The sequence below is a fragment of the Ectobacillus sp. OTK genome (assembly GCF_059698935.1).
In genome coordinates this window covers 2643670-2669125 of record NZ_AP048547.1, presented here as the reverse complement: position 1 = coordinate 2669125, position 25456 = coordinate 2643670, and the positions used below count along the sequence as shown (strand labels likewise).

The window sequence follows — 25456 nt, the reverse complement described above, 5'->3', positions numbered from 1 at the left end:
TGGTGATACCTTTTTCTTCCTCTTTTATTAACATGTTTTTACATTCTTTACTTCCTACTTGCATACGGTATACATGTGAGGTTGACATAATCCGTCATTCTCAGCAGTTACTTTGACTTTCAAACACACCGACGGCAAGGTGTTTCCTATCCTCGCCCTTTTTATCCTATATACAAGATTTCATACATCTCCGTCACATCAAGTTGGTTGGCTAGCCCATAACCAAAGCATTATGGGTTCAAAGTCATAACTATCTCCTTTATTAAAAATCTTTGTTAATCACCAAAAGATTAAGGACCCCTTTTTGGGATCCTTTTCTAGTTTCTTATTAAACTAAGTACCCATCACTTGAATAAAAGTTTATTTTACACTATAAGTCGTACTATGCAGCATCAGTTACATTGGTTACTTTACCAATAAGTCCTCAAGTTGTTTTCTCTCTTTAATATTACATAAACCTCCGTGATAACAAATCACTGTTTCAATATCGAGATCTAAAAATTTTTCTAGAGAGTTTATTGCGGTTTTCATATCCAATGTCGTTTGTGGAACAGGTCCCCGTAACACACTATCAACTACTATCATAGCATCACCCGCAACAAGAGTTTTACTTTGCTTTAAATAGAGACTAATATGTCCAGGAGTGTGACCTGGTGTAAAGATTACTTGAATGCCACCACAATATGAAAGTTCTTGACCGTCTTCTAATGTCTTATCTACCTTTGATTTTGGAGGATTTTTGTATAAGAATTGCATTTGTTCTGGTAAGGATGCCCATTGTTCCTTACTCATTTTATTCGGGTCTGTTTTAATAAGAGGTAACGTCCCTTCAATATATGGTTTATCATACACATGTGCATACACTTCAATGTCATTATTCGATTGGTTTAGAATTTCAGGAAGAGAACCTATGTGGTCTAAATCTTGATGAGTTAGAATTACTGCTTTCAATTTATCAAAGGATACTCCTGCTTCACTCATGGCAAGACGTATTTGCTCCAATTGTCCAGGCATACCAGTATCAATTAAAACAGCCATTTCATTATCCCATATCAGTGTTGGGTTTAATCTGAAACCCTGAATTTTTAATTCTAACATCGCTAATCCTGTAGATATTTTCATTTCATCTCCTCCTTTTTTAAGTATTACATGAATAATTTATCATCAAAGGAGGTTTTCTATCAATAGTTAAATAATAAATCATAACACGAATAAAATATTTTGTCAATAATTTTATTGGTATTTAGTTAATTATTTATTACAACTAACCCGTTCCATTCGTTGAAGAAGGAAGTAATTCCTTCTAGAAATGGTAAGTTGCTAGATTATAGAACAATTGTTCATTTCATTCAAATATCAACAGAGATATTTAACAGAGCCCATTAAAAAATACAAGTTTATTATGTATCTTAATCTTTAATAATTATTAATATTTGAAAAAGGTTGCCGTAGCGATCCCTGTTCTTCAACTCTCGCTCACGTCATTGAACAAACACAAACGGAATCTTATATCATCTATTCTTCCAAGCGTTATAATTGAAACTTTTCTTTAATAATTTTAGCGACTTCTTCTGCCTCCAAATTTACATTGTTTATTTTTATATAGTTTTCCTTTTTGATTTCTCCCTCTACAGAATTTAACCTATGCTGTTCCATTGTTGTTTTTAAATTGTATTCTGATTGTTCAATATTTCTTTTTGTAGGCTTATGCTCTAGCCTATGAGGAGTTCTATTACGCTTAAGCCTTTCTCCTAAATCAGCTTCCAATTCAACGAAATAAACGGTGCCACCCTTGGACTCAAAAATATTACAAGCTGTTTGGACAAAATCCCAATCTGCTTGTTGATCAAATGCCCATACGTAAGTAAAAATTAGTCCATATAAATCACTTTTAGACACCGCCTCAAATATCTCTTGACGAAATAAATCCGTTAACCTCCATGTTTCAGCACTAAAGCCAAAATAAGGATAAAGCAATTCAATAGTCATATGGTTATGAAAAAGTTTTAATTCTGTTATTTTTGCTAATTCTTGTCCAACGGTCATTTTTCCAACTGCCTGCGGTCCAAATATTAAAACAAATCTCATAAATCCTCCCAAATAATAAAACCTTTTTATTAAAACCTAATTCTTTTTATTTATTCTAATTCCTTCTTCAGCCAACCCGCTCGTTCGCTCAAACAGAAAAAACGATCTTCCTTATTGAAGAATCTCAGCTATACAAGAATACGTACTGCCTAGGAACAGAAATGTATCAGGCTTATTAAAATTAATGTATATATGTGAACGTTGGCACCTCAATTTAATTTAGAAGTCTGATTTCCTTTATTATGGCTCCCCTTTATAAACAGTCTCTTAAAATCCATTTGGGAAAGTAATACACCTAACAAAATCATAACTGAGCCCACATACCCTTTTGTTGTAAATATTCCATTTGCAAAAACAAACGCAAATAATGCTGCAAAAACCGGTTCTAATGAAAAAATGAGACTTGTAAATGAAGTTTTACACTATTAAAAGGTAGTTGGACTTTGCGCCCTCAAAAACTTTACAACGATCTCCCCAATTTGTCTGCCTAATCTTACGCCTTCCTCGTTGTCTACTTTAAAATGGACGCCAGCGTACAAACGGGATTGAGCACTTTCTTCCATTACTTGTTTAATTCTAAATGCTTCCTGTGGAAAGAAATAACTTAATATCACCTCTGCACATCCCGCAATAGTAGCGTGTGCAGAAGGGTATGATGGAAAACGAGGGGTAAGCAGCACCGTAGATAGGTTTCTGTCATATTGATTTGGGCGTGCCACATCCCAAAGATATTTAAAAAACCATGTTATAACAAACACATCATTGATAGCAGCGTGGAAATATCCTAGAACTTGGGCCGTTTTTGGTGATCCTAGTCTGTACTTTTCAGCTAAATGGAAAATCATATAAGTTACTTTCTCAGTTACTTCACCCGTGCCCCAATATTGTGCAATTTGTATCTGTTGAGGAGTCAATGATTTTAAGGTTTGCTCTACAATAAATAGTTCTGTTTCCCAATTAATATCATTAGGATTTGTAATTCTCCAATTGATACGCTGATGAAAGCGATCTAAGAAGTTATGATCCTCCCCTCTTAAAATAAAAAACATCGGCCAATACCCTGCTTCCGGAGAACCTTTAGGCGGGATTTGCTCTCCTTGGTAAGGATGCTTTGTCCATCTTCTGTAACTTGTTCGCATAAACTTCCCCCCTATAAAATGTTCTTCTTGTTCCTTATGACTAAAAATAATAGAATATGACAATATCTTACTCTCTATAATATTCAAAAGAGAAAATCCTTGAAGTATAAATGAGGGCGCTGAAAAAGGATTCTAGCGCAAAAATCATTTGATAGGGACATAGAACCTACATGGACTGTTCAATGACAGATTATGATGCAACTCCAAACAACTTATGTGTGAATCCAACTTCATTTTTGGCAGACTTCACCTGTGGGTGAAGTGGTCCTTTTTTCAGCATATGCCTGGCTTCAACGCTACTCAATATAGCAGTAGCTGTTTCATACGGACTTGAATCCCAACATAGAATGTACACGTTTCTTAATAAAACGGTGATCTTGTTCCACTATATTATTGAGATATCTATATTCATTATATAGAAGGGTATGTTGTATTTGAAAATGGACATAGACATCATGTTAAAGGAGTAGACCAACCTGCTCCAGGAAATAAATAAGAATTCTAATTTATAATATACAAAAAGAAAACATCAGAGGAAAAATCCCTCTGATGTAAAACTTGTCCCTAGTAATTTGATTACGCTTTTAATACTCTAAATGCGTCCCTTACTTTTTGGGCAAAAACTAATGGTGGTTCAACGGATTCAAAGTGCATATACATGGCCCGCGGTTCTTCAAATAACCAGTGATTATGAATAGATGTAACTAAAATATCCCTTTTTCGAAGTTCAGTTAATAATGGATTAACCTCTTCCTGTAACAGAACTGTTTCCCCTAAATTTAATGCATTGCCTCTGCTATCCACGCCCTCAAACGTAAAAAATTGAGGATTAACTAACGGAGATTTTGTTGGGCGTCCAAGAATAGTGAATGGAATATTACGAAATTTTTGTACCAAGCATACCCCCTCTGGAGTAACCATTCCAGATCCACCTAAGATTCTTGCAAATTCATTACATAATTGTGCTCTGGATGGGCGGTTAGAACTGTTTGAATAACGATTATCGTCTCCTGAATACTGACGACTATTTGAGTACATAAAAAACCTTCTTTCTATACATGTTAGAGCTATTCAGCTCATTTTCGCTAATAGAATATTCAGATTGCAGGAGATAAGCTTGGACTATGTACTTACTGCTAATGTCCAATTTTTATTATCCGGTGACTTCTTTCAGAGAGTTCATAAAAAGTAGGTAATTCCTAATAAATTTCATTACAAGAGAAGCGCATTCAAGAAGTGAAATTCTCTTTTGCATTTGGTATTTACCTTTGGAGCCCCTAAATAAAGGTCTAACCATATTGCAGTAAACATACCTTGTTATTGGTTTTCCCATAACCAGCAACAGGAGGAGTGTATAAATGGAATATAGACCCGATACTCAACAAATGCATGCAAAAACCATGAAATCTCTTCAAGACTGTGCCATGATGTGTGAACAAATGTGTACGCTATTACTTGAAAAGCCAGATGTTGCATCTCGGAAAATGCAACTCCAGTTATTGCGTGACTGCGCAGACATTTGTGAGCTATGTATGAAATACATGTCCCGTCAGAGTATGTATGTAAAATCTCTCTGTCATTTTTGTTCATATGTGTGTGAAGCGTGTGGAAACGAATGTTTGAAACATGCTGATCATGAATCAAGAATGTGCGGTCAAATGTGTTTGGAGTGTGCAAAAGATTGCCGTAATTTTGCGATGTAAGATAAAGTGAACTAAGAAAGAGCTGGCCTTATACCAGCTCTTTCTTCAGTCTATATCCTCAAGCTTTGACGATTGCTAAAGCGTTCTTATTGAATCCTTTTGATATCTCCGAGAATCTCTTCGTAAGGAGTATTTTGAAGACCTGAGTAGCTTTTTACCACAATTCCATTCTGGTCTACCAGATAAAATCTTGTTCCATGAATAACTTGGTCTGAATTTTGCGGTTTATCGATAAGTGTTTTGAAATTTTTCCTGCCAAATGCATTAATCTCTTCTTGTGTGTAGCCAGTAAGAAAGTGCCACTTAGATTCATCCATATCGTAACAGCTCATAAATTCCTTGAGTTTCGAAGGGGTATCTACTGTGGGATCTACACTAAATTTATCTTAATTTAATTCATCACCTTCTTTAAACACTTTAATGATTCGGATAGGTTTCCTTCAAAAATCTTACAGATTGGATAATTAACGCTTTTAAAACATCCACATCAATATCTGCTACTTTGTTGATGTACACACATGCTTTTCCTGTCGTATGTTTTCCAAAGTCCTTTAACAATTCCTCTCGTTTTGTGTCACCCGTTGCAAAATACAAACTGATTTTTGCTTTTCGCGGTGAAAAGCCAACTAGTGGAGCATCGCCTTCGTGACCGGATTCATATTTATAATGATATGTACCAAATCCAATAATACTCGGTCCCCACATCTTTGCTTCATACCCTGTCGTTTCAGTAAAAATATCTAATAGTTTGTATGCATCTTGCCGTTTTTTAAGGCTTTCGATATTTTCAATAAACTCAATAACACTACTGTCAGTTTCTTTTGTTTTCAGCTCGTACATAATTAAAATCTCTCCTTTTCTTAAGAATAGGCTTAAATGTCTGAGGATAGGGGGAATTAACTCTACTAAAGCTTCTACATTAAAAGCTTTCTTCCTTCTACAACGAAACCGCTGAAATAAAACATAAAAAAACCCGAATAAAGGACTGTTACTAAGCATCCGTTATTCAGGATATAGTTCATAACAAAGAGAATCAATTTTTTCTTTATCATTATTGTTCTAACGTGTTCGTTTTATTTTTTATATCACGTTTCCAAGTAAATTGTAATGTTAGTAAGGCAATAAAAGCAGTTAAACCAGCAAAATCAGATATACCTTCAGGATAAATCAGCAGCACCCCTGCCACGAGAGCAATGATTCTTTCTAACCAGTGCATTTTGCGCATCCAATAACCAATAACTCCAGCTCCAATAGCTATCATGCCTGTTAGAGAAGTAACCAGTACCCAAATTAATTCTAACCATGTTGTATCAATCATAAGCAGCTGTGGAGATAACACAAAGATATATGGAATAATAAAGGCGGCAATAGCAAGCTTTGCCGAATTGATTCCCGTTCGTAACGGCTCTCCTTCAGCAACACCTGCTGCAGCAAAAGCAGCCAGCGCTACAGGCGGTGTGATATCGGCAATTATTCCAAAATAAAATACAAACAAATGGGCAGATAAAGCTGGTACACCTAACAGTATGATTGCTGGAGCAGCAATTGTTGATGTAATAACATAGTTGGCTGTTGTTGGTGATCCCATTCCTAATATGAGTGAGGCAACCATTGTAAGCAGTAATGTTGGAATTAAGGCTCCTCCAGCTAAATCAAGCAAGCCATTTACAAGCTTTAAACCTAACCCGGTTTTTGTGACAATTCCAACGATAATTCCAGCTGCTGCGGTTGCTGCAGCAACTCCTAATGCAGATCTGGCACCATCTACTAAAGCAGCAATAAATCGTTTAGGACCCATTCTTGTTTCTTTATTAATAACCCCAGCAATCATCGCTATTAAAATAGCGTATAGGGCAGCGTGTGATACAATAATGCCAGACATTAAGAGCACGATAATTGCAGCAATTGGCAATAACAAGTACATTTTCTGAAGTACTTCTTTGCGATCTGGCATTTCTTCTTCTGATAAGCCGCGTAAACCAACACGCTTTGCTTCAAAGTGCGTCATAATCCAAATTCCTGCAAAATAAAGAATAGCTGGAATTGCGGCCGCTTTGGCAATATCCCAATATGTAATCCCGTTACCGATAAATTCAACCATTAAGAACGCAGCTGCCCCCATAATTGGCGGCATTAATTGCCCTCCGGTCGATGCCGCTGCTTCAACTGCACCAGCAAATTCTTTACGATATCCAAGTTTTTTCATCATCGGAATTGTAAACGCTCCAGATGTTACAACATTAGCAACTGAACTGCCGCTTATTGTCCCTTGAAGAGCACTTGAAAAAATAGCAACTTTCGCCGGGCCGCCAATTCTTCTGCCGGCAATCATAACAGATAAATCATTAAAATATTGTCCGACTCCCGTTTTGTCTAAAAAAGCCCCGAGTAAGAGAAACAGGAAAATAAATGTCGAAGAAACAGCCAATGGTGTTCCTAATATTCCTTCAGTTGTAAAAAACATCGTTTGTACTAATCTTTCTAAAGTTAGACCTCGATGTGAAAGAAATCCCGGCATATACTGTCCATATACACCATAGAGCAAGAAAAGAACAGCGATAATCATAATTGGCAAGCCTACTGCACGTCTTGTTGCTTCGAGGACCAGTAAGATCGCGATTAATCCAACTACAAAATCAAATGATGACAATCTCCCGACACTCATAACTAAATCGTTAAAGAATAATGGCCAATAGGCGCCAACACCGATACTGAGAAGAGCTAATATGCCATCATACCAGGCAATTTGGAATTTTCCTTTTTGCCGTTTTTTTCGGTTTGCAGGAAAAAGCAAGAAAATTAATGATAGTGCAAAGCCTAAATGAACCGTTCTTTGAATTTGAGCAGTAAATACTCCAAAAATGGCTGTATAAAGTTGGAATAGCGAAAATGCTAACAAACCCAAGAAAGCAATCCAACCAAGAATTCCGGTTAATTTCCTCGTCCCGGCTTCAGGATCATACTTTTCTAAAAGCGCCTGTTGCTCTGCTTCATTCAGAACCTTTCCTTCCTCTTTTTCAACCATCAATATTCACTCCTTTCAACTGCTCCATTAATGAAATTTTTTTTGCTGCTATTCTTACCCATGTTCCCGGTTTTATAAATTTCGATAATGGATATGTATCCCCTTTATAGATTAGACGATGGTTTGCTCTTACTTGTCCAATCCGCAAATCAATAAATGAAAAATCCCGATTCATATTTCGTATATGATATGTACCATTTTTCACTTCAAATACTTCATTTCCTTCTGCAGCTGATGGCATGCCTACAGCAAAATCCTCATACGAAAGCTCTGTTTGAATAATGCGGTTTTGTGATAAGTGATACGTTTCAACCACTTCTGAAAGATGGATGGAGTGTGTGTACTGGATTTGAAAGGAATTATCTTCTTTAAGAGTTAGATACGCGAGTAAATCGTCCTGATCTTGATAGGTAAAAGCGATGATTTCTTTATAAGGAAAGAATACCGCAAAAGCAATGATCGTAAGCAGAGGCATACAAATGGCTAAAAACTTTCTTTGCATTTATATCCTCCCTTCATTATTCCTATCATATTTAAAATATGATATTCGGCAGACCGCAACAGCAGTCTACCGAATATATGGGTTGTTTATTTAGAAATACCTTTTTCTTTAAAGTATTTTGCAGCTCCTGGATGAAGTTCCATGTCACCTAAACCTTCAAGTGCTGTTTCCGGTTTAATGAAAGCTCCTTTAGCATGTGTAATTTGGTCTGTGTTATCAAATAAAGCTTTTGTCATTTCATAAACTAAATCTTCACTAAGATCTGAAGTTACTACCAGCATCGCTTTAACTGCAACTGTTTTTACATCAGAGGCAATTTTGTAAGTACCACTTGAAACAGTAGCTTCTGAATAATGTGGATATTTTTTAACTAATGCTTTGATTTTGTCATCAGAAATTGGCACAATCACTACATTTTCTTGTGCAGAAAGGGCCTCTACCGCAGCAGTTGGTGTTCCAGCTGTTATAAATGCAGCGTCAATGCTCCCTGCTTGGATTCCATCTGTCGATTCATCAAAAGATAGGTTTTGAGCTTTAATATCTTTAACCGATAGTCCATAGATCTCTAGAATTTGCATGGCATTAATATAAGCTCCTGATCCAGGCGCACCTATGGAAACTGATTTACCTTTTAAGTCTTCAACAGAAGTAATTCCACTTTTTGCAGTTGTCACAAGTTGAACAGTTTCAGGATACAATGAACCGATTGCCTGAACATTGTCAATTGGCTTTCCATCGAACATTTCTTTTCCTTCGATTGCATATGCTGTAATATCAGTTTGCGAGAAAGCCATTTCAGCTTCCCCTAATCTTAAAGTTTCCATATTCTCAGCAGATGCTCCAGATGTTTGTGCTGTAATATTTGCATCTGTTTTACTAGAAATGATATTAGCAATTTGTCCACCAAGTGGATAATATGTACCGCCAGTTCCACCAGTTAATAAACTTAAGTTTTTGCTATTACTGTTTCCTTCGCTGTCTCCGCCAGATACACTTTTATTACCGCCGCTACAAGCAGCAATAACCATTGTTAGTGACAGAATTAAAACAAGCAACAAGCAACTGCGATACTTTTTCATGGATTTATCCCCCTTTTTTCTTTTTATGTGCAATATGCACGATTTTATATTATCATATAAAATACCATAATTGTTAATTTTTTCAATTTTACTGTGAAGAACTACAAAAATGCTTGATAGATTACTAATCTAAACTGATTTTTTCCATTATTTATCAGTAGTATCCAACTAGTAAAAACAAAAAGAGCCAACACCTTGAATGTCTCAAAGCATTGACTTATAAGAGTTTTTTCCTTTAGTTTGATACCGGTGGTCGGGGTCGAACCGACACTCCAGAGGAACACGATTTTGAGTCGTGCGCGTCTGCCAATTCCGCCACACCGGCATAAGAGCGGAAGACGGGATTCGAACCCGCGACCCCAACCTTGGCAAGGTTGTATTCTACCACTGAACTACTTCCGCATGCAAACACTGCAATCCTATACAATTATAAATGGTGCGGGTGAAGGGACTCGAACCCCCACGCCAAAGGCGCCAGATCCTAAGTCTGGTGCGTCTGCCAATTCCGCCACACCCGCAAATATGATTGGTAAAATCTTCTCCAATTCACTCATTCTTTTAGGGTAAAATCGTTGCTATTTACTTTAGTAACAGTACATACTATGGTGGAGCCTAGCGGGATCGAACCGCTGACCTCCTGCGTGCAAAGCAGGCGCTCTCCCAGCTGAGCTAAGGCCCCAAAAGATAAAACCGTGAACCTTTCATTGATATGACGACATAAGTGGTACTCATACAGCCAGCTCGTTCAGAGCTGCCCTTCGACACACAGAACATTCCACTTATGGCTGCTCCGTTCCCGGCCTGACCAGGTTCATGGGTTTCTGTTGCGAGGACTCCGAAGGTCAACACCGCTTATATAAGGCAAACCTTACATCCATCATACCTCTGAAAGGAATTCAGCCTCGCTAGAGCGGATTGCGAGTTACAGGGCACCGCTATCTCCCCGCCTATCACGGTATGTATTTTTAGTTGAATCGATATGTCGTTTTAAAAGTACATCCCCACGTATGCCGTTTCCCACTCTGTTTTGGAACCCGCTCTCGCAGGTAGGTTTCCGCGTATCGACCTTCCTGCAATCCTGAACAAGCAGGCATGGCATCAGGCAACAAATTAGGAATCCCGTTCAAATTGTACGGTTCAAAACAAAATGGTATCACGAACATTGCAGGACATGAATGCGATCGAGAGGACTTGAACCTCCACGAGATTGCTCTCACTAGGCCCTCAACCTAGCGCGTCTGCCGTTCCGCCACGGTCGCATCATACAAGATATTATGTTCCTCATACGTGTAACATAGAATGGTGCCGGCTAGAGGACTTGAACCCCCAACCTACTGATTACAAGTCAGTTGCTCTGCCAATTGAGCTAAGCCGGCGTAATATATTTGTATGCCCAGACAATAGCTTTTGTTTGTCGTCCTCATTCCAGAAAGCTTACGCAAGATGCAGCTCAATGAGTACGCTGAAGTAATTCCTTCGAAGCATATTCGATCGTGCTCTGCCAATTGAGCTAAGCCGGCAGATATACAAGGCATTTCGTTCATTGCTTAATCAGTATACAACAAACATTTAGGTTTTTAAATATACTTTTACGATGTAGTTGTTACCAACTTTACCAACGTAACTAGTCCCAGTATCCACAACCACACGCCCGTTACATATGCAGCAGACATAGACTATACGTAAATAAGGCATCTAGCCACGGAAGTCTCTCCCATCCTTAGTAGCTATAGGAAAGGTGAGAAGAAACGAGCCTAATAAAATAATAAGAGCAAACCCTGCCGTCAAGGATCCACGGTATACACTCGTCTTGTTTGATTACAACTTCTCTTTGATATTAAGATTCATTCCGAATCATTTAACAAATAGACACTCTACACTTTTTAAACATTCATTTCTGAGATAGTATTTTTCATTTTGCCGTGAATTAAAACTTGTTCTGTTTATCGAATATATCATTATTCCCTATATAATAAATACCATTAAAACGCCAAAATACTAGTGAGAAGAGCAAATGTATCAAAAATATCTACCATACTTTCTCACCTTTTCCAATTAAATTGTCCTTAAGGGAATTTATTATTACATCCGTCGGGGGTAATCTAAGGTTATTAAAAATAATGCACTGAAAGGAGCATAAAATGGAAGCTGACGTTATGAACATTGTTCAACGCGAATTATATATGATCACTATGGTCTTTCTTTTTGGATTAGTGGCCATGAAAGTAGCGGAACGGATTAAAATTCCTGATGTAGCTCTGTTTATGATCGTGGGAATACTTCTAGGCCCCTCTGTCTTCGATTTAATTACAGTGCCAAATGATTCAGTTTCGTATCAATTTATTATCGTGTTAGGGTCTATATTGATTCTATTTGAAGGAGGAAGAGCCATTCGTTTTTCTATACTGAAAAAGGTTTGGATTACTATTTCTCTCCTCTCTATACTAGGTGTAATCATTACAGCTGTGGTTGTAGCCATTACCGCTTTTTATTTACTACATATGCCCATTTTATATGCCCTTTTGCTCGCTTCTGTTATTGCATCTACAGACCCTGCAACTTTAATTCCTGTATTTAAGCAAATTACCATCCGGGAAAAAGTAAGACAAACTGTCGAAAGTGAGTCAGCTTTTAATGATGCAACAGGTTCCATTTTGGCATTTACCATACTCGGTGTTATTCTCGGGCAAACGCACTTGTCTGTTTCCGCCAGCCTATGGAGCTTCTTCCGTGAAGCTGGAGGCGGGATTTTAGCTGGAACAATCATTGGTTTTATCGGTGTGTTGTTGACCTCAGAACACAAATGGGGTCTTTTAAGAAAATACAGCACAGTAGTCAGCCTAGTTGTAGCGATTAGCGCTTATTTAGCAGCAGGATTTATTCATGCCAGCGGCTTTATGGCTACCTTCACGGCAGGCCTTATCTTAGGCAATCCACAATTGTTTCGTTTTCGTGTATCAGAAGAAACCAATTCCACGGTCTTTAACTTTTCAGAAACATTAACTTTAATTATGAGGACTCTTATTTTTATGTTGCTGGGGACCCAAGTGGATTTTCGTATTCTGAGCGAGTTTTGGGTGCAGGGAATTTTGATTGTCCTTGTCTTCATGTTTATTGCACGGCCTCTTGCTGTCCTTTTATGTACCTTGCCTGATCGAAAGGCAAAATGGAAATGGAATGAAATTGTGTTTATGTTTTGGGTTCGTGAAACAGGCGTCATCCCTGCAGCTCTTTCCGGGATGATTGTTGCAGCAGGGGTCGATTATGCGAGCGAAATTACTTCCGTCACGTTTATCGCTATATTAGTAACTATTCTTATCCAAGCGAGTACCACGGGTTATGTCGCTAAAAGGTTGGGAATTACTCTAGAAGCTGCATAGAAAGTTACTTCCAAGTGTTAGCTAAGAGGGAGAAAAATGCAAAGATGACAGTAAATAAAACGGCTTGATTTAGGAATACCTAAATCAAGCCGCTTATTCAGCTGTTAGATTTTATTGAGCTGCAGCTAATGGTACTAATTGTTTAATACGGCCTTCTGCTTTATATTCGAACGGTTTTGGCAGTGATTTTACATAATCTACAGTAGCCTGCAGATCTTCTGGGCCCACCTCTAAATCTGTCGCAAGATCTTTAATACCGTATTTGGCATTTCCATACATGTAGTTGTTTACAACAACAGTATATTCTTTATTCTTATCAATCCTAGTACCATCAGGCAGGAAGATGTCTACGACTTTACCTGTCTTACCGTCCCATGCGTATTTAAATCCGGCAACATGAAAGTCTAAATTATATTGTTTTGTTCCATCTGCCGCAGTATACACTGATATTTGATTATTTAAAACAGTTTCCAAATCTGAACCGCTAAGCTTCACTTTATTTAACACATTACCAAAAGGCTGGATAGAGAACAGATCACCGAATGTTACTTTGCCGGCATTAAGATTTGCCCGGACACCGCCGCCATTCATTAAGGCAAAGTCAGAATCCATTTTGGCCTTCATTCCGTCAGCAATTAAGTTTCCTAATGCAGAATCACCTGTTGAAGCGTTAGGATATCCTTTGTCTAACGTTGTTTTAGACTCCCCGACCTCTTCTGCTTTAATCGGCGCTACTTTATCTTCATACTTCTGCATAATAGCTGAAACTTCAGCATCCGGAATATAATCTTTTTGATATACCGTTACGATCTCTGCTTTCTTGTCAACAATGTCCCCTGTTACCGGGTCAATTTCAACATCCACATCGGAAAAAGCTGAGCCATAGGAATAAGCCTGAACTATAAGCTTATTATCCACTACTTTATTAACCCCAACATGGTTGTGGGCAGCGAAAATAACGTCTACCTCATCATCTGTATTTTCAGCAATTTTTGAAGCATCAAATGAATCTGTATTACCTGTCTGTGTAGTTGGATTATGTGCCAGAATCACAATGGCTTTAACACCTTGTTTTTTTAATTCAGCAGTATATTTGTTGATAGCTTCGGCTTCATCAGTAATTTGAAGGTTTTCATTTCCTTTAGTCACAATCATACTAGGAGTTTCTTGAGTTACTACACCGATAAATCCAATCTTTTTACCGCCTATTTCTTTGATTGCATAGGGTTCAGTAATTAACTTACCAGTGGATTTATCAAAAGCATTTGCTGCTACTACCGGGAAATCCATCCCTTTATAGCCTGGATTACCTTTTGGATGGTCACCGCCATGGATCATACGCTGTAATTCAGCAATTCCTTCATCAAATTCATGGTTACCGAGTGTACCAACATCAAAGTGCATTGCATTCATTACTTCTACCGTCGGTTCATCCTGGAAAAGAGCTGAAATAAGCGGGCTGCCGCCTATCATATCACCAGCATGAACTAAGAGTGTGTGAGGATTTGTTGCTTTACGAAGTTTCATAGCAGCTGCCGTGTACTTCATATTACCAGCCAATTGTGTTCCGACTTTTGTACTGGTATCAAGCTGGCCATGCAAATCATTTAAGCCTAGTAATTGTACTTTTATTGGACTTAAATTTAATTTAAAAATCCCAAAACCATTGTCATCAGTTTTATTAGTATAAGAAATATTACTATCTTGTTTAATATAGGCTTCTGCTTTTGGAGATGTAGTGAACGTAACATTTACATCGCCATCAATTGGAGCAATCGACCAATTGTTATCAGCAGTAGGAACAATTTCTTTATTTTCAGAAATATAATCCATTAAAATTTGACGGTTCTCATCAGCAGAGTCAACTACTAGCTCACTTCCTTTTACACCTGGAAAGTTACCTCCACCGCCTGCTCGGTAGTTGTTTGTCACAACGATAAAGTCTTGATTTGGATCCACTGGTTTACCATTGTAAGTAAGGTTAATAACACGGTTTGAATCTGGATTAATTAGTTTTCCAGTTGCATCGTATTTTGCTGGTTTAGTTACGTCGATTTGATAATTTACCCCGTCAATTACATCAAAATTATAAACAGGAAATGCTGGGTTTAAAAGGGGTTGCTCTTCCGTTTTTCCAGGGTCAATCTGATTGAATTTCCCTGCAGTCATTTCTAGCCATTCTTTAACAACTGAGCCCTTCACCTTAATGGCTTTTAAGGTGTTATCATAAAGATATAAATCACCAGCGCTTCGGATTGTTAAATCACCTTTTTTAATTTCTGTGTATTCAGCTACTCCATTGCGTCCAGCCTTGAATGGAGCTCCAACCGAAAGGATCGGCACATCTTTATACTCAGGCTTACTTTGTGCAATGTATTTTTCAACATACCATTTTTGTGCATTCGTCACTACTTGAATAGAAGGATCATCCTGAACTAATGAAAAATAGCTGTGAATATCATCAGTGGTTTTACCAATTGGTGTGTTAACATAGTTAATGGTTGCATCATGATCGGCTTTCAAAAGATCGGAAATGAACTTATCAGGTTGTACAGTGCTCTCTGTTATTGTCTTACCAGTAGCGGAATCTTTAATATCCCTATAGGTCTCACGAGTAGAGGATTGAGAATTAACTACTAGCCATTTGCCTTTTTCTTTCTTAAGCTGTAAATCTATTATTCCTAAAGATCCGCCGCCATAGCCTGCTTGTACTGCTGGCACACCGTTAATTGTTCCTTTTGTGTTATCCACCCCTGGTAAAGGCTTTTTGTCTGCACCTAAAAATAATCCATCAAGAGCTGCCTCCGTTTTAGCAGGGAACAACTTATGTGTATGTGAAAATGTTATTGCATCAATTCCAGGTACTTCACTTAATGAGTATATGACATCTTCCGTGTTGGCCTTATCGCCGCTGAATCCGGAATGTGTCATTGCTATTACAATATCTGCCCCTTCCTCTCTCATTTGAGGGATGAATTTTTTGGCAGTTTCAACAATATTTTTAGCTATTACCTTACCATCAAGATTGGCCTTATCCCACTCAGTGATTTGAGGAGGAACGAATCCGATATAACCAATTTTTATCTTATGCTTTTTACCACTCTCATCGATTACCGATTTCTCGACAATTCGATAGGGAGTGAATTTATTTTTATCATTATTTGGATTATTATCATGGTCATCTACATACACATTAGCATTTACAACTTGGAAGTTTGCATCATCATAGACTTCATCTAAAAACTCTAATCCATAGTTGAATTCATGGTTCCCTAGTGCAGCCATATCATACTCCATTAGATTCATGGCTTTAATGGCAGGGTGGTATTCACCATCTTTTAATGGATTGATTTTTGCTTTATAAGTTCCAAGAGGAGTTCCTTGGATTAAGTCTCCGTTGTCAACTAAAACACTATTCTTTACTTCTTGTCTTGCTTGTTTTACAAGTGTAGCTGTTTTAGCTAGTCCAACTTTTTCATAAGCTGCATCCTTATAATAGTCATAGGGTAATAGATTTGTATGAATATCTGTAGTTTCCATGAGTCGTAAATTCACAAGGTTTTTACCTGATTTATTGATTTTGTTAGCTAGAACGTTTACTGGTGTATTGTAATTTTGCTGTTCTGCTGCGTTAACTTGTGATGAAAAGAGAGGAACTGAAATAAGGGATAAGGCTAGAGAAGCTGAAAGAACATTTTTCGGACTCAGGCTGTTTCTTTTTTTCATGCCAAATTCACCTTTCTTGTGAAAATAGTATTTTTGACCAACATAATAAATTGTCTGTTAATAGTTTAACAAACCTTTGTTTGATTCAGGTATCTATTTTATTAATTTAATGTAAAGTTAACAAATAGAAATAAAACTGTTTTTCTTCTATTATTTATTGATAAAGGATCTACATACTTTAGGTCTTATTTTTTGTAGTCAAGTCTTTTGGGTTTAATTCAGTACATGAAATTTAAAATCTTTTGAAATATCCTTCGCTATTCATACTGGATAATTTCAAGCTAGTCATCTCCAAAAGCCTCGCGGGATTTACACATCCGTATTTAAAAATTTAATCATAAAAGTTCCAGATTGTAACCAAAACCTCCTTTTAGATTAGAAAGTTTTGGTTACAAGAATTTTTCTTTTAACAAACCATTTCCATAGCATCATGTAAATCAATTGCCGCCTGGTTCTTCACCTGATCCATCTTAGTATCAATATGGAGGTCTTGGTCCACCCATACCGCCGCCACTCCAACTGCCGCCGCCGCCACTCCAACTGCCGCCGCCACCGCTCCAACTGCCGCCGCCACCGCTCCAGTAGCCACCGCCGCCCCATGGAGGTCTTGGCCCGCTCCAGCCGCCGCCACCCCAGTAGCCACCGCCGCCCCATGGAGGTCTTGGTCCGCTCCAGCCGCCGCCACCCCAGTAGCCACCGCCGCCCCATGGAGGTCTTGGTCCGCTCCAGCCGCCGCCACTCCAGTAACCGCCGCTACCCCAATATGGATAACGATTATCTTGATTTTGAAATTGGTTAATATAGTCCATTTCTTATCTCCTCTCCGATATATAATCGGTTAATGCATTCATCTTAATTTATGTGCATATTTCTTTACTGGATTGGACTCTTAATGTATTACAAACTTTTTTAAAACGATTATATCCCCTAACTTTCTATGTCAGTTCGTTTCAATCGTGTTCTCTGCACATACATCCACATGTTAAGACATAAGATTGAACAACGTGCGCCAAAAGATTAGTGAAACTGTATACACAGTCTAAAGGAGAAATGTAATGTTATGAATAAGATGAATAGAAACATTCGAACTTACACATTGAAGGATGCTTTCAATAGATGGATTGATTTAATTTTAGTAGATGGATCTTCTTGTAGATTGTATTTATTACATTACGATCAAATGTATATAGGAGGTTACGTATCACGCCGCTGTTTTCGTACTCTTACTTGGTCACAGCTGTTTCCAAATGATGATTTACAGCAATATCATTATGCAAAACAATATTGCATGAACAACTGGGTAAGAATCGTCTTGTCAAATGGACAATCTTTGCATTTCTACCTAAACTATGTAGATGAAAACTGTATAGGAGGCTATTTCAGGAAGGAGACATTGCAAGGTATTGACTTCTCTTTCATTACATATCAGTTGTTTTTCGAGGAATATGATAGTAGATTTCATCCATTGTTAATACCTAAAAACAAACAGATTCCAACTGAAGAAAAAGAATACCGCATTGAAGTCGTCAAACGAGCGGAGCCAATCCTTGTAAAACGGCTCCAAACACGCGCATCATTAGCTCAAAAAGGAAAAATACCAGATAAAAACAAAATGCCTAGAATAGACATAAAAGATCTGCAATATCTTTCAGAAAAACAGTTAGAGCTTTACAAGGAATTTTTTGCAGAGCCCGATAACGGTTTTAACTACCAGAAAACCAATACATATTTTGAGTTTTTTTCTAATGGAGAATTAGCAGGAACAAACTATCCAGGCAAAGGTCAACCTGATTCAGCTGACTACTTTATATTTGCTGAATTTGCACTTCATGCTCTTGAATGCGGGATAGATAAAGAAATTTGGAGTGAATTATTAAGAACTTTTGTGCAAACTCAAGAAATATTTATTCGGGTTTATCATCCTGAAGGAATAAGTACACCAAAACTATTTGATTATAAATATTCTAACTTTAAATATTATAGACAATTTTCTGAAGCCGAGAAGAAAAAACTGAAAGCCAAGTATAGTAATTTTTCAAGACTTGAACTAGAACAAAAGTATGTCGAAAATCTTAGAAAAGCACAATTCTTATAAAACTTGTTACTATATATTGATCCATTTCATAACCCTCCACTCTTGCGTAACAAGGGTTTTTTAGAACACAAAAAGGGAGCACCCCTCCAAATCCTTGTATGATGGTAGTTCCTACACCAACACATAAACAAAAAAAGAGGTTGACTCCCCGGCGACAAGAAAGTCTATCTGATATATTTCTCATTCACATTATCTTTCTTTATCGTAAACAGATGAAGTCTTCCTTAAAACTAGTTTGTTCAAACCTTTTAATCCAGATATACTTACTATTATCCATATCCAGCTATATAAAAAAGAAAAGGAGAGGACACCAAGTGTAACCTTTATATCAAATGTAGATGTAACAGAAGGTCCTAGAATAGGAAACCTGAATCCATGCAACAAAATCATAATCCCCAACGTTAAAGAGACAGCTGCAAAGGAGGCTACAAGCAACCCTCTTCTAAAAACCCTTAAACCTACCCCTAAACTAATACCCAATAATCCTGTTGTAAACGGGAAAATAATTAGTTCGCTCGGCTGTATAATGGCTAACAAAAAAATCGTTAACCAATACGTCACGAACCCGATACGAATGGACATGACAGCAGCAATCACAATAGGCCAAGTTGTTAGCATGCTCAGTACATAACCAAACCCTACTACTACCCCAGCGGATTGAAATACGGTTGCTAATGCTCCTAAAACAGCTCCCAAAACAATCTTTGTGGTTTTAGAATAGCTGTCAATCGCAACAGCATAATCTTTAAAGTTGTTATTCCAACATGTACCTAATACATGCTTTAACAGTGTTTTCATCATCTATCCCCCCTTAAGAGATAAATGCTCAAAGAGATGGGTTTAGACCATGTTCTTTACTGAGGGACTGCCTCTCTTTTTAAATATTTTCCTTACAAATGTTTGCATTTTACTTGCTACCCTATACCGCATGGGTATTTTCCCTCAATGCTTTAAACAAGACAAAAAGACCGTATTAGAAAACGATTCGGCCTTTTTATAATCTAGATTTAAATGAAAAATTTCCTTAAAACTCCATATATAAGGTTCTACATAGCAGAGGCAGGAATTCCTAATTTTTTCAATGATATAATAAGCTGTTTCTTCTCCTCCTCATTTAGAGGAGAAAATAACTGTTGAACAAATGAGGAATGTTCCGGGAATACTTGATCCATGAACTGCTTGCCTTCTGAAGTAAGCGTTGCATAGATTACGCGACGATCGCTTTCGCAGCGTTTTCTTTTTAGGTATCCAATTTTCTCTAATTTATCTACTACATAGGTAATACTTCCGCTCGTGATTAAGATTTTTTCCCCAATCCTCTGAATGGGTTGTTCCCCCTTGTGATACAGGAGTTCCAACACGGCAAACTGAGTGATATTTAATCCGTATTTTTGAACATCCTTTTCAAGGATACTTACAATAGAACGATAACTTCTTGATAATACAACGAGAGCTTTTAAAGATAATTGCTGATCGCTTTCTTCCATGAAATTTCACCCTTTAATTACCTTATCTTGAATTAAAGATAATTTAACATGGTTTTGTTTTCATTGTCAATCCTTCTATTTCTGCACCCTATTTTTCATAGATCCTGATAGGCATACTTTCCTTTACACTCGCATAGGTCTTTTAAACCGAAAGCCTTATAGCTCATATAAGAATTCTATATCGACTGACGAGAATTAAGCAAAGGGAAGAACTCCATACAATGTGCCTTCCTGAGAAAGCGTCGTAACAACCGCTACAGGTCTTGGAATAATACTTCCTGTTAAAAATTTATAGTTTTCGCGTTCCGGCAATTCGAAAGGATCTACAGATTTCATCTTTGTTCCTCCTTTATGAAACATGCTCGGTATACCGCTCAGCAGCTGCAAGTACTTCCGTTCGGGTTAAACTTGATCATTCTGCTCTCAATACATGTCAGCTTCGCGCCATCTTCTTCTAACTTTATTGCTTCTTATTTAATTCTCGCACCTCAAATGGCAACAATGCTTTCTCAATTGTATTACGGTGGATTTCATACCGTTTTGGCAGCATTAATTTTTCTCCCATCGTTGCTTCAGACTCATCATGAGCAAATCCCGGCGGATCAGTAGCAATTTCAAACAAAATTTCCCCGTGCTCCCTGAAATAAATAGCATTAAAATAGCTCCTATCCTGAACAGGGGTAACTCCGTATCCATGACCGGCTACATGTCTTTGCCAATCTAATTGATCCACATCATCTTCAGCACGCCAAGCAATGTGATGAACTGTTCCAACACCCATTGAGCCTCTGCTGAGAGGAGTAAGCTTTATATCAATTATATTGCCAATATCACCTGTTGACTGAAAACGAACAAGATCTCCTTCTTGACCTATTTTTTCAAGACCCATCACATGTTCCAGCAAATGGGAAGTACTTTCCGGTTTGCTTGACAACAATGTTGCTCCTCCAAATCCTTTAATCGCAACCTCTGGCGTAACACCGCCAAAACTCCACTCGCTATTTTTTCCTTCTTCACGTTCTACGATCTCTAAGTGTAGTCCATGAGGGTCGTCAAATTCTACATATTGCTCGCCGAATCGTTCAAGTTTTGTGTAAGGAACATTAAATGCTTCTAATCGTTTTTCCCAAAAAGACATCGCACCTTTAGGCACTACGAAGGAGGTAACCCCCACTTGACCGCTGCCAATTTTCCCGCTGCGTGCACCTGGCCAAGGGAAAAATGTCATAATTGTTCCAGGCCTCCCGCCATCATCACCGAAATAGAGGTGATACGTACCTGGATCGTCAAAATTTACTGTTTGTTTGACAAGACGCAGCCCTAAAACTCCTGCATAGAAGTCTACATTTTCCTGCGGATGACCAACAATCGCTGTAATATGATGAATTCCCATCGTTTTCTTTGTCATTTTATTTACTCCTTTATTAATTTGTGTAATTACAAATACAATTTATTCTAGCCGATAGTCATTAAGAAAATTATTTACAACCCTTCGTTCTTTTGCTAGTTGTTCAAATTCTCCTATTTCTATTTTCTCTTATATCAACAAACATCCTAAATAAAGATACATTTACGTAACTAAACTGCGGTATTCTCTTTATAACCCTCAAAATTTCTTGAAGATTATGGATACTGTATGGTTTAGAATAAAAAAGTATCTAATGCGTATTGACCTGGTCCAATTAAAGCAACGCCAATCACTACAACAATCAATATCAGATTATATTCATATCCATTTTGTGTGGACCAATAACCGTTAGGGCCGTGTACCTTTGCAATCGCCATTACCATTGTACCAGCTATCAAAAGAGCCGCTAGCGGAGTTAACAAACCAAAGGCAAATAGCATTCCCCCGATTAACTCACTCATGCCGGCAAGAAAAGCCATTTGTACACCTGGCTTGATCCCGATAGAGTCCATCCATCCTCCTGTTCCTTTCAGGCCGTATCCTCCCAGCCACCCAAATAGCTTTTGTACTCCATGCCCCATAAATGTAACTCCAACCACTACACGAATTAGCAATAAACCAAGACTCATCATAATAAAACCTCCACATTATCTTTAATTAATTAATCTTGAATTCAAGATTTATACCAAAAAAATTTTTTCCTACTATATACAAGATATACAAGTAAATTTTAGTTTCCAATATTCTACTTACACATAAATTTTTAAATTGGCCAATTTGCTTACTGAAAATTAAAAACTCTAAAGATAACCTACTCTCATTTCCTTACTTTTCTACATGTAAAAATTAAGTAAAATCTTCAAATCAATTATCTTGAATTCAAGGTAATTATAGAGCGTAGTAGCTTGTGTTGTCAACACTGTTTCTACATATTTTATGAATGTCAGCAAAAAAGAGTGTTCAATCTTCCTTGAACACTCCTTGCTTAATGCTTCATTCCGAAAAATACGGATTCAAGTGAATAAGTACCTCTTTAATATTATCGTGCTTATTCATTAAAGCCTTTTTGATTTCCTTTCCTAAATCATGTCCCTCTTTAATTGTTTTAAAGTGATCAATTTTCCTACCGTCAAAATAATATTACTAATCACACTAATCCAAGCTACCTTTTTGGCAACGGTCTCTCGTACATTCCCCATGTATTCACCTATCGCTAATCATTTTTATGCCTTTGCATAGTATCACACGGAAATCGAGCAGGTCTAGAGAAACAGAGTAGCCTAAGGTGAACTTTTTTACAGAAAAGAAAGAATATGATAGTAATCCAAGTTTCAAAATTAAACATATGTATGAAAAGAGAAGACCGCTAAGTAAATGGCCTTCTCTTTCTTTTTGAAAAATTTTTTATTTCTAGAATAACTAATAGAGGTTGATATAATGATTTATCCCTAACCAAGCACGCATTAATGGCAAATCCATGATTCCAGCAGTTATATTTCTCCGCCAAAAATAGCTACATTCTGCCAGTCAGGACCAAATACCTGTCCGTTCCATTTCAATACGGTCTGCACATATCCAAGTCCGTCCGCATTATACCTGCCAGCTATCCTCTGATGCGCTTCGAGTTCATAAGTGCCGTCCCTATTAAAATCAATCGGATATAAACCGGACAAAGGATTTACCCAGCCTTTTATCGGTGCCTTCAAAATACCATTCTGAGTATAAATTTCAGATAAATACTCCTTACCCTTGTAAGTAAGTTCAAGAATATACTTTTCTTTTAGGTTATAACTGATCACCGCTGCTTTGTATTGATTTTCATAAGTCACATCGTACTTATTGTTTTCATTGAATGAATCAGAATCAAAGATCTGCCTCATTTGACCGTTAATATAAGAAAATACATACGTATAAATAGTACCGGCACTTCCTCCGGTATCAATGACCACTAAAATATCATCCACCTTGTTGCCTGTAAAATCCCCAAGAAAGAGTGTTGGATTGTATCCGCCGTTATCCTTCAATGGAATTTGCTGATAGTGATTTGTTCCCCCATTCCGGACAACAAGAGTTATATTTTTCCAAAAAGGGCTATCAGGAGTTTTATTTGCAGTAAGAATGATATTGTCAATTATACCGTCCCCGTCAATATCTCCCTGCTTTGCAGTCACTATTGAAGGCCTGTTCATATTCATTTCTCTTGAAGGAACAGGTTGGAGCTGCGCCTGTATTTTCAGCAGCTCAGGCTTTGAAGGGTAGGGATTTGGGAACGACAAGGCATTATTAATCGTTTGCAGTGCTTCGTTTGTTAATCCTGCTCTTGCTTGTGCATCAGCCAAATAGTACCAATAATAAGGGTGATTCGTTTCTTGTATTTTTGTGTGGTAGTAATGGATCGCTTTTCTGAGATAATACGTGTCCATATTCAGCCCACCTGTCTCTTTATTCTCCATATTGATTATATGTAGAAATTCGCGGGCATATGATATTTAGATAGTTTTAAGATTTTCATATTCTACATTTGAAAATAGCGTTCGATTTAATTTTGGAATGTACATGGCTAAAAATACGGAACGCCCTAAACTAAATACAACGAAAGTTAGCCATTCCCCTTCATGAATCGAAAGACTAATGTTATTAATAGCTCGATGTTTTATCGTAAGATCAGTAATCGTTAAGGTTGACATTAGATTCCTCCTTTCTGATTTTTCACGTCAAAACGGTCTCTTAAGAAATCTCCTAACAGATTAGAAATGAGCACGACAATCATGATAGCTGCTCCAGGTATGACCATTAAATGAGGTGCATTATAAAAAAACGCTTTGCCTTCATTTAGCATAGCTCCCCATTCCGGGGCAGGCGGTTGAGCTCCTAATCCAATATAAGAAAGGGAAGCGATCATTAAGATAACCTTTCCAACATCTAACGTAGCCAGTACCATCACATTTCCTGCTACATGTGGAATCATATGTCTTCGCAGAATTTGGATGGAGCTAAGTCCATTAATCTTCGCCATCGCAATATAATCTTTTTGTTTCTCAGACAAAACAGTACTTCGAGCTAACCTGGCATAACCAATCCATTTTACAACAACGATTGCAAATACTAGATTGAACATTCCTGGGCCCAACAAGCCGCTTAGGATAATTGCTACAATATAGTCTGGGAAGGCCATAACAGCATCAACAATCCTCATGAAAAATCGATCTATTCTGCCAATGGAAGCTCTGGTCGGTAAGAATACGTTAATAAATGAAGGGAAAGCGGTTTTCCGTCCTTTATTGCCTTTCCATCTTTTATTTCATATCCTGCTGCTTTTAAATATTTCTTAGCAATATCTAGACCAAATTGTTTTTTTTCATAAGAAGGAGCAAAAGGAAACTCCGGCAAGAATGGACCTGCTGCGACTGTAGCTTGCCCTGCCATAATACTCTCCGCTGCTTCTTTTCGATCAATAAGGGCATCGAAAGCTTTTCTCACATTTGAATCCGCTAAAGCTTCTTTACTGGTATTGTACATTACGAGATGAGTTCGTAAGCTTGGGACTACATCGGTTACAATGGTACTATGAATACCAAGCATTAACTGAGTTTTAATTTTTTAGCAGGCATGCATCCCTCTCTCAAATAGAAATAATTACGATTTACATTGTACAACAATTTTCTTAGTAATGAATACCAAGCGCTAACTGAGTTTTAATAGATATGTACCCCGTAAATAGAAATCATTACGATTTATATTGTATAATAATCTTCTAAAAATGTATATCTTAATGCCAATAAAAATAAATTAATGTTTTTAATAGCATAACTATATGTTTAGAC

At 37.5% G+C, this 25456-nt stretch carries 21 protein-coding genes, 6 tRNA genes, 2 other RNA genes and 5 pseudogenes; 3 read left to right on the top strand and 31 right to left on the bottom strand.

Features of this window, described 5'->3' with window-relative positions:
• Positions 1 to 405 precede the first annotated feature (405 nt).
• The 6 genes and pseudogenes from AC6HZ4_RS13240 to AC6HZ4_RS13215 form a co-directional block, all read right to left on the bottom strand.
• Entirely contained in the window at positions 406 to 1122 is a 717-nt protein-coding gene (locus AC6HZ4_RS13240) for an MBL fold metallo-hydrolase (RefSeq protein WP_497495474.1), read from the bottom strand.
• Between the two features lie 408 nt (positions 1123 to 1530).
• Positions 1531 to 2088 (bottom strand): AAA family ATPase, encoded by a 558-nt coding sequence (locus AC6HZ4_RS13235; protein WP_497495473.1) that lies wholly within the window; start codon positions 2086 to 2088, stop codon positions 1531 to 1533.
• A gap of 209 nt (positions 2089 to 2297) precedes the next feature.
• Positions 2298 to 2495: pseudogene (locus AC6HZ4_RS13230) on the bottom strand (hypothetical protein); the annotation flags it as partial.
• Positions 2496 to 2513: 18 nt separating this feature from the next.
• On the bottom strand, positions 2514 to 3227 hold the full coding sequence (locus AC6HZ4_RS13225; RefSeq protein ID WP_497495472.1) for a vanadium-dependent haloperoxidase: 714 nt from the start codon (positions 3225 to 3227) through the stop codon (positions 2514 to 2516).
• Between the two features lie 190 nt (positions 3228 to 3417).
• Positions 3418 to 3631: pseudogene (locus tag AC6HZ4_RS13220) on the bottom strand (DDE-type integrase/transposase/recombinase); the annotation flags it as partial.
• 172 nt (positions 3632 to 3803) lie between these two features.
• Entirely contained in the window at positions 3804 to 4265 is a 462-nt protein-coding gene (locus tag AC6HZ4_RS13215) for a DUF1259 domain-containing protein (protein WP_497495471.1), read from the bottom strand.
• Between the two features lie 320 nt (positions 4266 to 4585).
• On the opposite strand from AC6HZ4_RS13215, the gene AC6HZ4_RS13210 reads away from it, so the two are divergent.
• On the top strand, positions 4586 to 4930 hold the full coding sequence (locus tag AC6HZ4_RS13210) for a four-helix bundle copper-binding protein (RefSeq protein ID WP_497495470.1): 345 nt from the start codon (positions 4586 to 4588) through the stop codon (positions 4928 to 4930).
• A gap of 86 nt (positions 4931 to 5016) precedes the next feature.
• Here the strand turns inward: AC6HZ4_RS13210 and AC6HZ4_RS13205 are convergent.
• The 13 genes and pseudogenes from AC6HZ4_RS13205 to AC6HZ4_RS13145 form a co-directional block, all read right to left on the bottom strand.
• Positions 5017 to 5310: pseudogene (locus tag AC6HZ4_RS13205) on the bottom strand (SCO family protein); the annotation flags it as partial.
• Positions 5311 to 5347: 37 nt separating this feature from the next.
• The gene (locus AC6HZ4_RS13200) at positions 5348 to 5770 is read right to left on the bottom strand and encodes a DUF1801 domain-containing protein (protein WP_497495469.1); all 423 of its coding nucleotides are present in this window, start codon (positions 5768 to 5770) and stop codon (positions 5348 to 5350) included.
• A gap of 211 nt (positions 5771 to 5981) precedes the next feature.
• The gene (locus AC6HZ4_RS13195) at positions 5982 to 7955 is read right to left on the bottom strand and encodes a TRAP transporter permease (RefSeq protein WP_497495468.1); all 1974 of its coding nucleotides are present in this window, start codon (positions 7953 to 7955) and stop codon (positions 5982 to 5984) included.
• Positions 7948 to 8457, bottom strand: a complete 510-nt coding sequence (locus tag AC6HZ4_RS13190; protein WP_497495467.1) for a DUF1850 domain-containing protein — start codon at positions 8455 to 8457, stop codon at positions 7948 to 7950. Before AC6HZ4_RS13190 ends, AC6HZ4_RS13195 begins: the two co-directional genes overlap by 8 nt.
• An 86-nt stretch (positions 8458 to 8543) precedes the next feature.
• Entirely contained in the window at positions 8544 to 9536 is a 993-nt protein-coding gene (locus AC6HZ4_RS13185; protein WP_497495466.1) for a TAXI family TRAP transporter solute-binding subunit, read from the bottom strand.
• A 244-nt stretch (positions 9537 to 9780) separates the two neighbouring features.
• Positions 9781 to 9861 (bottom strand) — tRNA-Leu (locus AC6HZ4_RS13180).
• A gap of 5 nt (positions 9862 to 9866) precedes the next feature.
• Positions 9867 to 9938, bottom strand: a tRNA-Gly gene (locus tag AC6HZ4_RS13175).
• Positions 9939 to 9970: 32 nt separating this feature from the next.
• A tRNA-Leu gene (locus AC6HZ4_RS13170) sits at positions 9971 to 10054 on the bottom strand.
• Positions 10055 to 10139: 85 nt separating this feature from the next.
• Positions 10140 to 10215: transfer RNA gene (locus AC6HZ4_RS13165), tRNA-Ala, on the bottom strand.
• Positions 10216 to 10226: 11 nt separating this feature from the next.
• Positions 10227 to 10492, bottom strand: an RNA gene (gene ffs, locus AC6HZ4_RS13160) — signal recognition particle sRNA large type.
• A 38-nt stretch (positions 10493 to 10530) separates the two neighbouring features.
• A non-coding RNA gene (gene ssrS / locus AC6HZ4_RS13155) (6S RNA) lies at positions 10531 to 10710 on the bottom strand.
• Positions 10711 to 10712: 2 nt separating this feature from the next.
• Positions 10713 to 10795: transfer RNA gene (locus AC6HZ4_RS13150), tRNA-Leu, on the bottom strand.
• Between the two features lie 41 nt (positions 10796 to 10836).
• Positions 10837 to 10912, bottom strand: a tRNA-Thr gene (locus AC6HZ4_RS13145).
• A 780-nt stretch (positions 10913 to 11692) separates the two neighbouring features.
• On the opposite strand from AC6HZ4_RS13145, the gene AC6HZ4_RS13140 reads away from it, so the two are divergent.
• A complete protein-coding gene (locus AC6HZ4_RS13140) occupies positions 11693 to 12916 on the top strand; it encodes a cation:proton antiporter (protein WP_497495465.1) in 1224 nt (407 codons plus the stop codon).
• 111 nt (positions 12917 to 13027) lie between these two features.
• On the opposite strand, the gene AC6HZ4_RS13135 is transcribed toward AC6HZ4_RS13140, so the two are convergent.
• Both AC6HZ4_RS13135 and AC6HZ4_RS13130 read right to left on the bottom strand, forming a co-directional pair.
• Positions 13028 to 16642 carry a bifunctional 2',3'-cyclic-nucleotide 2'-phosphodiesterase/3'-nucleotidase gene (locus tag AC6HZ4_RS13135; protein WP_497495464.1) on the bottom strand — a complete coding sequence of 1205 codons (3615 nt, stop codon included), beginning with the start codon at positions 16640 to 16642 and terminating at the stop codon, positions 13028 to 13030.
• A 476-nt stretch (positions 16643 to 17118) separates the two neighbouring features.
• Positions 17119 to 17451: a hypothetical protein gene (locus tag AC6HZ4_RS13130; RefSeq protein WP_497495463.1), complete on the bottom strand. Its 333-nt coding sequence runs from the start codon at positions 17449 to 17451 to the stop codon at positions 17119 to 17121.
• 251 nt (positions 17452 to 17702) lie between these two features.
• Here AC6HZ4_RS13130 and AC6HZ4_RS13125 point away from each other — a divergent pair, with 251 nt between their 5' ends.
• A complete protein-coding gene (locus AC6HZ4_RS13125) occupies positions 17703 to 18737 on the top strand; it encodes a hypothetical protein (RefSeq protein ID WP_497495462.1) in 1035 nt (344 codons plus the stop codon).
• Between the two features lie 189 nt (positions 18738 to 18926).
• Here AC6HZ4_RS13125 and AC6HZ4_RS13120 read toward each other — a convergent pair whose 3' ends face one another.
• From AC6HZ4_RS13120 to AC6HZ4_RS13075, 10 genes and pseudogenes are all read right to left on the bottom strand, one after another.
• Positions 18927 to 19538 (bottom strand): hypothetical protein, encoded by a 612-nt coding sequence (locus tag AC6HZ4_RS13120; RefSeq protein ID WP_497495461.1) that lies wholly within the window; start codon positions 19536 to 19538, stop codon positions 18927 to 18929.
• A 245-nt stretch (positions 19539 to 19783) separates the two neighbouring features.
• A complete protein-coding gene (locus AC6HZ4_RS13115; RefSeq protein WP_497495460.1) occupies positions 19784 to 20224 on the bottom strand; it encodes a MarR family winged helix-turn-helix transcriptional regulator in 441 nt (146 codons plus the stop codon).
• A gap of 198 nt (positions 20225 to 20422) precedes the next feature.
• Positions 20423 to 20560, bottom strand: a pseudogene (locus AC6HZ4_RS13110) (flavin reductase family protein); the annotation flags it as partial.
• A 124-nt stretch (positions 20561 to 20684) separates the two neighbouring features.
• Positions 20685 to 21632, bottom strand: a complete 948-nt coding sequence (locus tag AC6HZ4_RS13105; RefSeq protein ID WP_497495459.1) for a ring-cleaving dioxygenase — start codon at positions 21630 to 21632, stop codon at positions 20685 to 20687.
• 233 nt (positions 21633 to 21865) lie between these two features.
• A complete protein-coding gene (locus tag AC6HZ4_RS13100) occupies positions 21866 to 22264 on the bottom strand; it encodes a DoxX family protein (RefSeq protein ID WP_497495458.1) in 399 nt (132 codons plus the stop codon).
• Between the two features lie 361 nt (positions 22265 to 22625).
• A complete protein-coding gene (locus AC6HZ4_RS13095; RefSeq protein ID WP_497495707.1) occupies positions 22626 to 22703 on the bottom strand; it encodes a hypothetical protein in 78 nt (25 codons plus the stop codon).
• A gap of 419 nt (positions 22704 to 23122) precedes the next feature.
• A complete protein-coding gene (locus AC6HZ4_RS13090) occupies positions 23123 to 23827 on the bottom strand; it encodes a YybI family spore inner coat protein (protein ID WP_497495706.1) in 705 nt (234 codons plus the stop codon).
• 294 nt (positions 23828 to 24121) lie between these two features.
• Positions 24122 to 24319: a hypothetical protein gene (locus AC6HZ4_RS13085; RefSeq protein ID WP_497495457.1), complete on the bottom strand. Its 198-nt coding sequence runs from the start codon at positions 24317 to 24319 to the stop codon at positions 24122 to 24124.
• Positions 24319 to 24849, bottom strand: a pseudogene (locus AC6HZ4_RS13080) (ABC transporter permease); the annotation flags it as partial. The pseudogene AC6HZ4_RS13080 and the gene AC6HZ4_RS13085, both read right to left, overlap by 1 nt.
• Positions 24840 to 25214 carry an ABC transporter substrate-binding protein gene (locus AC6HZ4_RS13075; RefSeq protein ID WP_497495456.1) on the bottom strand — a complete coding sequence of 125 codons (375 nt, stop codon included), beginning with the start codon at positions 25212 to 25214 and terminating at the stop codon, positions 24840 to 24842. The pseudogene AC6HZ4_RS13080 and the gene AC6HZ4_RS13075, both read right to left, overlap by 10 nt.
• Between the last annotated feature and the right edge of the window lie 242 nt (positions 25215 to 25456).